This window comes from Azospirillum fermentarium (assembly GCF_025961205.1).
GTDB lineage: Bacteria > Pseudomonadota > Alphaproteobacteria > Azospirillales > Azospirillaceae > Azospirillum > Azospirillum fermentarium.
Map to the genome: position 1 here is coordinate 644,540 of NZ_JAOQNH010000001.1, position 11,889 is coordinate 656,428.

The 11,889-nt window shown below is 62.9% G+C and carries 12 protein-coding genes; 2 read left to right on the forward strand and 10 right to left on the reverse strand.

Going from position 1 to position 11,889, the window contains the following annotated elements; genetic code table 11:
* Nucleotides 1-24: 24 nt before the first annotated feature.
* Both M2352_RS03110 and M2352_RS03115 read right to left on the reverse strand, forming a co-directional pair.
* Complete coding sequence (locus M2352_RS03110) at nt 25-1,065, reverse strand: rod shape-determining protein (protein WP_264663047.1); 1,041 nt, start codon at nt 1,063-1,065, stop codon at nt 25-27.
* Between the two features lie 165 nt (nt 1,066-1,230).
* Nucleotides 1,231-1,755 (reverse strand): TIGR00645 family protein, encoded by a 525-nt coding sequence (locus M2352_RS03115; protein ID WP_264663048.1) that lies wholly within the window; start codon nt 1,753-1,755, stop codon nt 1,231-1,233.
* 269 nt (nt 1,756-2,024) lie between these two features.
* Between M2352_RS03115 and phoU the strand changes: the two genes are divergently transcribed.
* Nucleotides 2,025-2,735, forward strand: coding sequence for a phosphate signaling complex protein PhoU (gene phoU / locus M2352_RS03120; protein ID WP_264663049.1), 711 nt, complete (start codon nt 2,025-2,027; stop codon nt 2,733-2,735).
* Nucleotides 2,736-2,839: 104 nt separating this feature from the next.
* Here the strand turns inward: phoU and M2352_RS03125 are convergent, their stop codons facing one another.
* The 8 genes from M2352_RS03125 to miaA form a co-directional block, all read right to left on the reverse strand.
* Nucleotides 2,840-4,084, reverse strand: a complete 1,245-nt coding sequence (locus M2352_RS03125; RefSeq protein ID WP_264663050.1) for a phosphatidylinositol-specific phospholipase C domain-containing protein — start codon at nt 4,082-4,084, stop codon at nt 2,840-2,842.
* A 330-nt stretch (nt 4,085-4,414) separates the two neighbouring features.
* Nucleotides 4,415-5,434, reverse strand: a complete 1,020-nt coding sequence (gene ilvC, locus M2352_RS03130) for a ketol-acid reductoisomerase (RefSeq protein WP_264663051.1) — start codon at nt 5,432-5,434, stop codon at nt 4,415-4,417.
* A 58-nt stretch (nt 5,435-5,492) separates the two neighbouring features.
* A complete protein-coding gene (locus M2352_RS03135) occupies nt 5,493-5,948 on the reverse strand; it encodes a PIN domain-containing protein (protein WP_264663052.1) in 456 nt (151 codons plus the stop codon).
* Nucleotides 5,945-6,190 (reverse strand): type II toxin-antitoxin system Phd/YefM family antitoxin, encoded by a 246-nt coding sequence (locus M2352_RS03140; RefSeq protein ID WP_264663053.1) that lies wholly within the window; start codon nt 6,188-6,190, stop codon nt 5,945-5,947. Before M2352_RS03140 ends, M2352_RS03135 begins: the two co-directional genes overlap by 4 nt.
* A 94-nt stretch (nt 6,191-6,284) precedes the next feature.
* Nucleotides 6,285-6,791, reverse strand: a complete 507-nt coding sequence (gene ilvN / locus M2352_RS03145) for an acetolactate synthase small subunit (RefSeq protein ID WP_264663054.1) — start codon at nt 6,789-6,791, stop codon at nt 6,285-6,287.
* A gap of 100 nt (nt 6,792-6,891) precedes the next feature.
* The gene (locus M2352_RS03150; protein WP_264663055.1) at nt 6,892-8,655 is read right to left on the reverse strand and encodes an acetolactate synthase 3 large subunit; all 1,764 of its coding nucleotides are present in this window, start codon (nt 8,653-8,655) and stop codon (nt 6,892-6,894) included.
* A 323-nt stretch (nt 8,656-8,978) separates the two neighbouring features.
* Nucleotides 8,979-10,193 carry an aminotransferase-like domain-containing protein gene (locus tag M2352_RS03155; protein ID WP_264663056.1) on the reverse strand — a complete coding sequence of 405 codons (1,215 nt, stop codon included), beginning with the start codon at nt 10,191-10,193 and terminating at the stop codon, nt 8,979-8,981.
* 5 nt (nt 10,194-10,198) lie between these two features.
* Nucleotides 10,199-11,185 carry a tRNA (adenosine(37)-N6)-dimethylallyltransferase MiaA gene (gene miaA, locus M2352_RS03160; protein WP_264663057.1) on the reverse strand — a complete coding sequence of 329 codons (987 nt, stop codon included), beginning with the start codon at nt 11,183-11,185 and terminating at the stop codon, nt 10,199-10,201.
* 465 nt (nt 11,186-11,650) lie between these two features.
* On the opposite strand from miaA, the gene M2352_RS03165 reads away from it, so the two are divergent.
* Complete coding sequence (locus tag M2352_RS03165; RefSeq protein WP_264663058.1) at nt 11,651-11,872, forward strand: hypothetical protein; 222 nt, start codon at nt 11,651-11,653, stop codon at nt 11,870-11,872.
* Nucleotides 11,873-11,889: the final 17 nt, after the last annotated feature.

Genomic DNA, 11,889 nt, shown 5'->3' on the forward strand with positions numbered 1-11,889 from the left:
GATTCCGATACTGTTTACACCAGATTAATAGGCGCTGACCAGAACGTTGCGCAGGGTCTTCATCTCCTCAAGCGCCCGGCCGGTGCCGAGCGCCACGCACGACAGCGGGTCGTCGGCGATGGACACCGGCAGGCCGGTGGCATGGCGCAGCACGAAATCCAGGTTGCCCAGCAGCGCGCCGCCGCCGGTCAGCACGATGCCCTTGTCCACGATGTCGGCGGCCAGTTCGGGGGCGGTGTGCTCCAGCGCCACCTTGACCGCTTCGACGATGGCCGACACGGGTTCGGCCAGGGACTCGGCGATCTGGCGTTCGGAGATGATCAGCTCCTTGGGCACGCCGTTCATCAGGTCGCGGCCCTTGATCTCCAGGATGCGGCCCTCCCCGTCTTCCGGCGGGCAGGCGGAGCCGATTTCCTTCTTGATCCGCTCGGCGGAACCTTCGCCGACCAGCAGGTTGTGGGTGCGGCGGATGTAGCCGATGATGGCCTCGTCCATCTTGTCGCCGCCGACCCGCACCGAGCGGGAATAGACGATGCCGCCCAGCGACAGGACCGCCACCTCGGTGGTGCCGCCGCCGATATCGACCACCATGGACCCGGTGGGCTCGGTCACCGGCAGACCGGCGCCGATGGCCGCCGCCATGGGTTCCTCGATCAGGAAGACCCGGCGGGCGCCCGCGGCCTCCGCCGATTCCTGGATCGCGCGGCGCTCGACGGCGGTGGAGCCGGAGGGCACGCAGATGATCACCTGCGGGCTGGCGAAGCTGCGGCGGTTGTGAACCTTGCGGATGAAATGCTTGATCATCTCCTCCGCCACCTCGAAGTCGGCGATCACGCCGTCGCGCAAGGGGCGGATGGCCTGGATGTTGCCGGGCGTGCGGCCCAGCATCATCTTGGCCTCGTCACCGACGGCCAGCACCTGCTTCTTGCCGCGCACGTTGGCGATGGCAACCACGGAGGGTTCGTTCAGCACGATGCCGCGGCCCTTCACGTACACGAGCGTGTTCGCCGTGCCCAGGTCGATCGCCATGTCGGCCGAAAGGATGCCGAGGAGTTTGGAAAGCATAGACCCGATTGTCTCTTTATGGGGTTGCAAAGATCCGGGCGGTGGGGGCGGGCCGCGGGTGACGCTTGCCGCCATCCGTTCCATAGACGAACGTCTCTCCGCACTCAAGCGCAGAGTTGATGACGCGGGGCTGATAAATCACAGCCGCCGCCCTGCCCCGCCCGTTCAATGGTCCTTGGCGGCCGTCTTGTGGGCGTGTCCGGCCTCGCTCAGCCGGTCCATCAGCGCCAGCAGAACCCCCGACACCACGAACGTCATGTGGATGATCACCAGCCACATCAGCTCGTCCTGGGGGGTGTTCTTGAGGTTCATGAAGGATTTCAGCAGGTGGATACCGGAAATGGCGACGATGGAGGCGATCAGCTTCAGCTTCAGCCCGCTGAAGTCCACCTTGCCCATCCAGTCGGGGCGGTCCACGTGGTCGGCCACGTCCATCTTGGAGACGAAATTCTCATAGCCGGAAAAAATCACCATCAGCAGCAGGTTTCCGGCCAGCGACAGGTCGATCAGCGTCAGGATCATCAGGATCATGTCCTTTTCCGCCATGTCCAGCACATGGGGAAGGACGTGGAACAGCTCCTGGGCGAACTTGACCAGCAGCATGCCCAGCGCGATCACCAGCCCCAGATAAAACGGGGCCAGCAGCCAGCGGCTGGCGAAAATGACCTGTTCAAAACGGCGTTCGATCATCGGTGTTGCGTCCAGGCAGGGAATGGCGGCGGCGGGGCGGGCGGCCCCGGCCGAGGTTCCGCACAGGAGTGGCCCTTCGCATCTGCAAAATCAAGATGCCGTCCAAGGCCGGCGCGTCTTGCTGTAACATTCATTTCATTTCACCCGGCACCGATGCCGCGGTACATCAGGTGAGGTGGGCGTCCCGGCTTTGATGAGGATCGCCACCCTTTCCGTTTTGTCTCAAGGCATCAATGTGGCGGGGCGTCGTCCCCGGCTGGAGAACGGCGATGAAGCACCCTACCCCTCACATCGTTTCCTCCTTTGAAGAGGCGCTGGCCAAGCTCAGGTCCGGCGTCGTGGAGATGGCCGGCGTGGCTGAGATCCAGATCGACCGCGCCGTCGATTGCCTGTCCCAGCGCGACCCCGCCCTGGCCGGGGCGGTGGTGCGCGACGACGGGTCGCTGGACCGCGCCGAGCAGCGCATCGAGGCGGACGCCATGCGGCTGTTGTGCCTGCGCGGCCCCGTCGCCGACGACCTGCGCGAGGTGATGGCGGCGCTGAAGATCGCCGGCAACCTGGAACGGGTGGGCGATTACGCCGCCAACATCGCCAAGCGGGCCGGCGCGCTGGGGCCCCAGGGGGATGCCGCCGCCGCCGCCGGGCTGGCCAAGCTGGGCCGGCTGGTGCGTGAACGGCTGGCCACCGTCATCAACGCCTATGTGGACGGCGATGCCGCCACCGCGCTGGACGTGTGGCGCCACGACGACGACGTGGACACCCTCTACACCAGCCTGTGCGAAGGCGTGGTGCACGAAGCCGGCAGCCATCCCGAGCGCTTTGCCGTCCACATGCACCTGCTGTTCATCGCCAAGAACCTGGAACGCATCGGCGATCACGCCACCAACATCGCCGAGGTGGTCTATTTCCTGGCCACCGGCCAGCCCTTGTCGGAAGACCGGCCCAAGGCCGACCACACGTCGGAAACCTTGCCGGAGTAACGGCACGGCCGGCAGGCGCGCGGCACCGGCGGCAAGACCGGACAGCCGGGAAGGGGTTATCCCTTCCCGGCTGTCCGATACCAGACCGACAATCGCGCCGCGCGTTATTTCGCGGATTTCTTAATCATTTCCTTTGCCAGATTGGCGGTGATGAAATTCACCAGAACCGTGCCGACATTTTTCCCTTTTTCCAGATTCGTGAAGTACGCCAGCAAGTCCCGATTCATATTTGCTGCGTAGGCTGCCAAATTATTGTTTGCCGCTGACGGACTTACCGAGGTCACATTCAAATAGAATGGGCCATGATAATCAAGAGCAAGATCGAAGAGATATTGCACATCAGAGTATTTATGACTGAAAGGTGTTGCCGTATAGTGATTTTGAATTTGGATATTCTGAGTAAGACGATTTGTCCCGCTATATTTTATCATTCCGGTCCCATCAACAGGCCAATTATCGAACATGTTGATGCCGTAGACACTGTTCCATTTGAAGCGGCGGACAATCACGATCTTGCTCCGCACGCTGTCCAGCGTGGGGATGACATCACCGTGGTAGATCCGGCTGCCATACTCGTTCAGGAACGCGGTGGCGACCTTACCGAAATCGGTGTTGTCCGCCGCCGGGCTGGCATCATGAGCCGACACGATGACGGTTTCGGTCGGGTTGTTCCGGACGAAATCACTCAGGGTATTGAAGATTTCCCGGAACAGGGCGCCCTTGGACCGAACATCGCCGTTCGGGCCGTAGACGATGAAAATCTTGCCGTACCGCTGCACCGCATCCAGATCGAAATACCGGACGCCTTCGTTCAACTGCTCAAGGATGTTGCGATTCTGGCTTCTGTAGGCGCCGGCCTGATCGACATAGGCGGCGCTGGAACAGGTGCCGGGAATGGTAAAGCCAGAAATCGGAAGCGACCCCTTGATCGATTTCATCCAGCAATGGCCATCGGCGGTGTACGGCGTGTAGCTGACCGTCAGATGATTGACGTGGCTGGAGGTATCGAGCTTCTGTTCAACGGTGAAAAGATCGGCGTTGTTCCCCGTGACCTTCAAATTCTTGGGGTTTTTTCCGCCACCATTATAAATTTCGTATTGATCCACATGGAATGTAATGCTTTGACCACCCGCGAAAAACAGGGTTAGGTTGAAGTTTGCGCTATTCGCCCACTTGTTCAACTCTTCGCGCTGCTTGTTCGAATCCCCAGGCTGAATGGTCACATTTTGGAAATTGACATCGGGCCGGTCCTGCTTGTCCCAGTCATAACTGTCAACGTCCTCAACTTTAATAGTAAACGCCTGATTGGTATTGTTTTTAATATCGAGCCACGATTCTTTGCTTGCCATCGTCAAATCCCCTTGCTCTGCATACTTTCATATGCAACCAAATGTTCCAGGAGATGAAGATCGCCCATATAATCGTATTCCATCAATAATCAATTTGATGTTTTTTGTAGAGAAAGATCATCTTTTATTTAAAACGACGACCTTATATTGATGTTTGTTGAATTTTACAATCAAAACATCAGTAAAACACAGAACATCACGCATGATTTTATATTCCATGGGAACGCATGACGGGGCGGGATCAGGGCAAAAAACACAACGGGCGCCCCGGTCTTTCGACCGGGGCGCCCGCCGTTACCGTTCCGACGTGGCTGATACCGCGGATGCGGATCAGTTCTTGGCCTTGTCCACCAGACGGCGCTCGGCGATCCAGGGCATCATGGCGCGCAGCTTTTCGCCGACCTGTTCGATCGGGTGCTCGGCGTTGATGCGGCGGATGGCCTTGAACGACGGCTGGCCGGCCTTGCATTCCAGCATCCAGTCGCGGACGAAGCGGCCCGACTGGATGTCGTCCAGCACGCGCTTCATCTCGGCCTTGGTCTCCGCGGTCACGACGCGCGGGCCGGTCTTGTAGTCACCGTATTCGGCGGTGTTGGAGATCGAGTAGCGCATGTTGGCCATGCCGCCCTCGTACATCAGATCGACGATCAGCTTCACTTCGTGCAGGCATTCGAAGTAGGCCATTTCCGGGGCGTAGCCGGCCTCGGTCAGGGTTTCGAAGCCGGCCTTGATCAGCTCGGTCAGGCCGCCGCACAGCACGGCCTGTTCGCCGAACAGGTCGGTCTCGCACTCTTCCTTGAAGCTGGTCTCGATGATGCCCGCACGGCCGCCGCCGACGGCGGAGGCATAGGACAGCGCGATGTCGAGCGCGTTGCCCGAGGCGTTCTGGTGCACCGCCACCAGGCAGGGCACGCCGCCGCCGCGCTGGTATTCGCCGCGCACGGTGTGGCCGGGGCCCTTGGGCGCGATCATGAACACGTCCAGGTCGGGACGCGGCTCGATCAGGTTGAAGTGGATGTTCAGACCGTGGGCGAAGGCCAGCGCCGCACCTTCCTTCAGGTTGGCGGCCAGGGAGTCGCGGTACAGGTCGGCCTGCAGCTCGTCGGGGGTGAGGATCATCACCACGTCGGCCCAGGATGCTGCTTCCGCCGGTGCCATGACGGTGAAGCCGGCGGCTTCGGCCTTCTTGACGGTCGCGGAGCCGGGACGCAGAGCGATGCGCACGTCCTTCACGCCGCTGTCACGCAGGTTCTGAGCGTGGGCGTGGCCCTGGCTGCCGTAGCCGACGATGACGACCTTCTTGCCCTTGATCAGGTTGACGTCGGCATCGCGATCGTAATAAACGCGCATGGTGATGGTTCCTTGGGTTTCGGTAATATCGAATTTCGTGCCGGAGCGGGCGGCCCGATTACTCCACCGCCGGCAAGGCCGCGTCAAGCACAACACGGTTTCCGGCGTTGAACGGATTGAGGATGAGGGTTGCGCCGAGCCGCCGCCCGTCCTGAAAGTCCTCGCTCAGCAGCAGCGTGCAGCCGTGGCGTTCCGCGGTCGCCCACAAGAGCGTGTCCCAGAATTGCAGCGTGTGGGTTCGCGCCACCGTGATTGCCGCGTCGATGCAGTCGGCATCAGCAGCCACCACCGGGAACATCCGGCGAAGCATCCCGACCACATCGTGCGCCTGTTCCGCCGTGACTTTGCCTTTGCGCGTCACCGCCACATAAAATTCACCAAGACTCTGAGCGGTCAGCACGCAGTTGCCCCGCGCCAAGGCCCGCTCCACGAGATCCCGTGCCATGTCGTGGCGCTCACCAGCGCCGTTGTCATAGGCATAAACCAGGATGTTGGTGTCGAGCGTAATGGTCACGGCTTGAGCCGGCTTTCGTAAAGCTCATCCCGCGTCCAATCCCGCCCACCGATCGGCAGCCCTTTTTTCATGGACGTGAGAAACGCGCGGACCTCTTCCGGGGATGGCTTGTCCATGGCCGCGGGCGTCAGCCGCGCCACCGGGCGCCCGCCGCTGGTCAGCACCACCTCTTCCCCCCGGCGGGCGTCTTCCACCAGGGCGGCCAGTTGGGTGGAGGCTTCTTCCACGGACAGCATCTTCATGACGGCGCTCCTGCTCCGGCGTTGCCACCGGCCCCAGTCTAGCAGAAATCCCGCAAGACCAGGACCGGCTTGGGCGAACGGACGGACCGGGGGATCAGAAGCCGACCGGCCCCTTGGCCATGGCGAGCACGCCGGTGCGGCTGGTTTCCACCATGCCGAGCTGGCTCATCAGCGCGATGAACTCGTCCACGTGCTCGGTGGCGCCGGTCAATTCGAAGATGAACGAGGTCAGCGTGGCGTCCACCACGTCGGCCTTGTAGATGTCGGCCAGACGCAGCGCCTCGATGCGCTTCTCGCCGGTGCCGGCCACCTTGACCAGCGCCAGTTCGCGTTCGACGCGGGGGCCGTTGTCGGTCAGGTCGCGCACCTTGTGCACCGGCACCAGACGGCTGAGCTGCGCCTTGATCTGCTCGACGATCTGGCGGGTGCCCGACGTGACCAGCGTGATGCGCGACAGGTGCGCGCCGCCGTCCACCTCGGCCACGGTCAGGCTTTCGATGTTGTAGCCACGGCCGGAAAACAGGCCGATCACGCGGGCCAGCACGCCCGGCTCATTGTCCACCAGCACGGCGATGGTGTGCTTTTCGATCTTCTCTTCCACGGTCGGAACTCCCGAAGCGGCCCCCGGCGCAACCTGCCGGCCAACCGGGGGCCTTTGTCCTGCTGACGTTGGTTTGCTCAAGAAAACGGGGTGTGCCGGATCAGACCAGCACCATCCCGTCTTCCGGCGTGGCGTCCGACGGGTTGTCCGCCGGGCCGAGCAGGATTTCGTTGTGCGCCTTGCCGCCGGGGATCATGGGGAAGCAGTTTTCCTTGGGGTCCACGGCGATATCGACGATGACCGGGCGGTCGTTGATGGCCAGCATCTTCTCGATCACCTCGTCCACCTCGGCCACGGTGGTGGCGCGCAGGCCGGCGCAGCCCCACGCCTCCGCCAGCTTCACGAAGTCCGGCAGCGCCTCGGAATAGCTCTGGGAATAGCGCGACCCGTGCAGCAGCTCCTGCCACTGGCGCACCATGCCCATGTACTGGTTGTTGAGGATGAAGATCTTCACCGGTGCGCGGAACTGCACCGCGGTGCCGATCTCCTGCATGTTCATCAGGAACGAGGCTTCGCCCGAGATGTCCACGACGATGGAGTCGGGGTGGGCGATCTGGCAGCCGATCGCCGCCGGCAGCCCGTAGCCCATGGTGCCCAGACCGCCCGAGGTCATCCAGCGGTTCGGCTGGTCGAACGGCATGAACTGGGCGGCCCACATCTGATGCTGCCCCACCTCGGTGGTGATGTAGAAGTCCTTGCCCTTCAGCGCGTCGCGCAGGCGTTCCAGCGCGTACTGCGGCTTGATGACCGTTTCGGTGCGGTTGTAGTTCAGGCAGTTGCGCGCCTGCCACCCCTTGATCTCGGTCCACCACTGCTTCAGCGCTTCCTGGTCGGCGCGCTTCTGGCGGGCCTTCCAGATGCGGATCATGTCTTCCAGCGCGTGGGCGCAGTCGCCGATGATCGGGATATCGACCACCACGTTCTTGTTGATGGACGACGGGTCGATGTCCACGTGGATCTTCTTCGAGTTGGGCGCGAAGGCGGAGATCTTGCCGGTCACGCGGTCGTCGAAGCGGGCGCCGATGTTGATCATGACGTCACAGTTGTACATGGCCAGATTGGCCTCGTACGTGCCGTGCATGCCCAGCATGCCCAGCCACTGCGGCTCCGACGCCGGGAAGGCGCCCAGGCCCATCAGGGTGCTGGTGATGGGGAAGCCGGTCATCTTGACGAACTGCGTCAGCAGCTTCGACGCCATGGTGCCGGCGTTCACCACGCCGCCGCCGGTGTAGAAGATCGGGCGCTTGGCGCTGGCGATCAGCTCGACGGCCTCTTCGATGCGGGCCATGTCGGGCTTGACCTGCGGGCGGTAGGTCTTGTGCTTCACCTCCATGGGCGGCACGTAGGTGCCCTCGGCGAACTGCACGTCCTTGGGCAGGTCCACCACCACCGGGCCGGGGCGGCCGGTCTTGGCCACATAGAACGCCTCGTGCAGCGTGCGGGCCAGGTTGTTCACGTCCTTCACCAGATAGTTGTGCTTGGTGCAGGGACGGGTGATGCCGGTGGTGTCGGCTTCCTGGAAAGCGTCGTTGCCGATCAGGTGGGTGGGCACCTGGCCCGACAGGCACACGATCGGAATGGAATCGCACAGCGCGTCCAGCAGGCCGGTGACGGCGTTCGTCGCACCGGGGCCGGAGGTCACCAGCACGCAGCCCACCTTGCCGGTGGAACGGGCGTAACCCTCGGCCGCATGCACCGCCGCCTGTTCGTGGCGCACCAGGATGTGGCGAAGGTCGTTCTGCTGGAACAGCGCGTCGTAGATGGGAAGTACCGCCCCGCCGGGATAGCCGAAGATGACATCCACGCCCTGGTCCTTCAGGGCCTTGATGATGATCTGCGCGCCGGTCAGCTTCTGTTCGGGCATCGTATTCGACCTTCGTTTGCCGGCCCCCGGCACCGTATGCTGCGGTGCGGGCGGCCCATGTCCGCTCTGTCTTGCACGGCCACCCGGTGCGAACCGCCGGCCTTGGCACGCGCATAGCGTGCAAAGGGGCGATGCCACGAGAGCCGCGCCCGGCAAACTAGACAGAGTACGGAAACGCGGTCAACGTTTTTTGCGAATTATCACAAAGATTTTTCGCCGCAGACTGATGCTTTATTACTGCTGCATTGCACAATAACGGGCATTCCCGCCACGCTGGTGCGTGGCGGGCGTCCAGGCCAGATTGTCGGGGCTAAGGCCCGCGGTCATACCGCACCCTGTCCAAGAAGGCCGCACAGGCGGCGGATGCCCTCGCGGATGCGCTCGGGCTTGTTGACCGAGAAGGCCAGGCGCAGCGTGTTCTTGCCCGAACGGTCGGCGTAGAACGCCGCACCGGGCACGAAGGCAACGTTGGCTTCCTTGATGGCGCGTTCCAGCAGGGCCACGCCGTCGCTGCCCTCGGGCAGTTCCACCCACACGAACATGCCGCCCTCGGGCTTGGTCCAGGTGACGCCGGGGGGGGCGAAGTCGGCCAGCGCGGTCAGCATGGCGTCGCGCCGCTGCTTGTAGGCGTCGCGCAGGCGGCGCACATGGCCCTGGAAGATCTCCGACACCACGTCGTGCATCACCACCTGATTGATGGTGGAGGTGTGGAGGTCGGCGGCCTGCTTCATCAGCACCATGCGCTGCACCGCGTCCTTGGCCCCGCACACCCAGCCCACGCGCAGCGCCGGCACCATGGTCTTGGAGAAGGAGCCGCAGTGGATCACCGTAGCCGGCGAGCCGCCGTTGCGTTCGGCGTCCAGCGCCACCATCGACGGGATGCTGTCGCCGTCGTAGCGCAGTTCGGCATAGGCCGCGTCCTCGATCACCGCCACGCCGGCGGCGGCACAGCGCTCGATGATGGCGATGCGGCGGTCCAGCGACACGGTGATGCCGTTGGGGTTCTGGAAGTCGGGCACGAGGTAGAGGAACTTGGGCTTGCGGGCCAGGGCCGTGTCCACCTCGTCCAGCACCGGCCCCTGGTCGTCCATGGCGATGGAGACGTAGGTCGGCTCGTACGGGGAAAACGCCTGCAGCGCGCCCAGATAGGTGGGCTTGGTCACCGCCACCAGATCGCCCGGTCCGATGAACAGCTTGCCCAGAAAATCCAGCGCCTGCTGCGAGCCGCTGGTCACCAGCACCTCGTCCATGGCGATGCGGGCACCCTTGGATTCCATATAGGCGCAGATCCATTCGCGCAGGGGGGTGTACCCTTCGGAGATGGTGTACTGCAGGGCGTCGCCGGGACCGCTGTTGGATTCGAATACCTTCTGATAGGCGCGCGACAGGGCGGGGGCGGGGAACAGATCCGGGTCGGGAATGCCGCCGGCGAACGAGATGATTTCCGGCTTGGCAATCAGCTTCAGCAGTTCACGGATTTCCGACGCGCTCATGCCGCCCACGCGGCCGGCGAACAGCTTCTCCCACTCCACCGTCACTTTCATTACTCCTTGATGCCGTGATCACGCACGATCGTATCAATAATCCTGACAATCGCATCGGATCGTTCCGGCGCATAGAGGGAAGTTAAGGTATGGCAGCCATGCACCGCCGCCGCCGGCGGACGGCCCGCCAACTGGTGGCGGAACCACGTCACCTGACGCTTGGCGTAGTGGCGCGTGGCCTGCTGCGCCTTGGCGATGGCGTCGTCCAGGGACAGGGTGCCGGCCAGATGCGCACACAGTTCCGGCACGCCCAGCGCCTTCATGGCCGGCAGGGCGGGATCCAGGCCCAGCGCGGCCAGCCGCCGCACCTCGTCCAGCGCGCCGCGCCTGACCATGCTCAGGAACCGCCCGTCCCCGGCGGCGTAGAGAGCGGGCCGCGGCGGGTCGATCACCACCACCAGAAAGGCCAGCCCCGGCGGCGCGCCGTCGGCGGCATCACGCTGCCACGCGCTCAAGGGGCGGCCCGTGGCCTCCAGCACCTCCCACGCGCGGGTCAGGCGGGTGGTGTCGCCGGGGTTGAGGCGGGCCGAGTCCGGGTCGCGGGCCACCAGCTCGGCGCGGAACGCCTCCCCCCCCAGGGCGTTCAGCCGCTCATGGGCGGCGGTGCGGATGGCGCCGGGGATGTCCGGCACGTCGCACAGCCCCTGCATCAGTGCCCGCAGGTACAGCCCCGTGCCCCCCACCACCACCGGCAGCCGCCCGGCGGCGTGGGCCGCGGCGATCTCCGCCAGCGCCAGGGCGCGCCATTTGGCCGCAGACCCCCGCTCCGCCGCCGGCAGCACGCCGTAGAGCCGGTGGGGAACGCGGGCCAGATCTTCGGCGGGCGGGCGGGCGGTCAGCACGTCGAGATCGGCGTAGAGCTGCATGCTGTCGCCGTTGATGACGGTGCCGCCGAACCGCGCCGCCACATCCACGGCAAAGGCCGACTTGCCGCTGGCCGTGGGGCCGCCGATGACGATGACGGGACGGAAGGATCCCAAATGCATTCCATTCCTTCAGGCAAGCCGCGCAAGACACGAAAACGTCATTCCATGATATGCAGCTATGCGATATCCGCCATGAACAAGGCCAGCCTTGTTTTCGAAACGCGAAAACTATCTTTAAATTGTGGGAATGGAAAAATTTTCCGAGTCGGGCTTGATTTTCCCCAGCCCTGGGCCTAGCAGGCAGCTGCGTCTCGACGAGCACGCTGATAAAAATCATGGATAAAAAATATCACAAAAGAAAAACACTTTTCAATTCAATATCTTAACGTAAAATCCTCGCATTAGGCTTAAGCGTTGCCACGCAATAGTCTTGTCTGGTTGTTCAGACCAATGCTATATATTCCAGCCATGGTTCGTCAAAGAAGTTCTTTGGCGAAACTAGAATCACGAACGCAACTTGGCATACGATATGCCCCCCAACATGAGCCGTATGGATAGTCCATCGACTCGGAAAGGTACCGGGAGATGGATCGAAAAAAAGATCGCGTTTCCTCGCTCAACGGAAGCTTTATTGCAAAGCTTTTGGCGGATGATACGGACGCGAACACTATGCTGGGTTACAGCAGAAAAGTCAAGATCCCTCAGCCGAACAAGGGGGATCGGGAATATCTTCTGACGGTTGCCAGAGCTGAGAGCACGTACAATCCTCAAGCAATCGTTGGCGGGCCGTTTCGTTCAAAGAAATAACGCTTAGGTGGACGCTA

Bases quoted from the DNA above. Each gene is read 5' to 3' on its own strand.
- M2352_RS03110 (WP_264663047.1), bottom strand. From the start codon at position 1,065: ATGCTTTCCAAACTCCTCGGCATCCTTTCGGCCGACATGGCGATCGAC.
- M2352_RS03115 (WP_264663048.1), bottom strand. From the start codon at position 1,755: ATGATCGAACGCCGTTTTGAACAGGTCATTTTCGCCAGCCGCTGGCTG.
- phoU (WP_264663049.1), top strand. From the start codon at position 2,025: ATGAAGCACCCTACCCCTCACATCGTTTCCTCCTTTGAAGAGGCGCTG.
- M2352_RS03125 (WP_264663050.1), bottom strand. From the start codon at position 4,084: ATGGCAAGCAAAGAATCGTGGCTCGATATTAAAAACAATACCAATCAG.
- ilvC (WP_264663051.1), bottom strand. From the start codon at position 5,434: ATGCGCGTTTATTACGATCGCGATGCCGACGTCAACCTGATCAAGGGC.
- M2352_RS03140 (WP_264663053.1), bottom strand. From the start codon at position 6,190: ATGAAGATGCTGTCCGTGGAAGAAGCCTCCACCCAACTGGCCGCCCTG.
- M2352_RS03150 (WP_264663055.1), bottom strand. From the start codon at position 8,655: ATGCCCGAACAGAAGCTGACCGGCGCGCAGATCATCATCAAGGCCCTG.
- miaA (WP_264663057.1), bottom strand. From the start codon at position 11,185: ATGCATTTGGGATCCTTCCGTCCCGTCATCGTCATCGGCGGCCCCACG.
- M2352_RS03165 (WP_264663058.1), top strand. From the start codon at position 11,651: ATGGATCGAAAAAAAGATCGCGTTTCCTCGCTCAACGGAAGCTTTATT.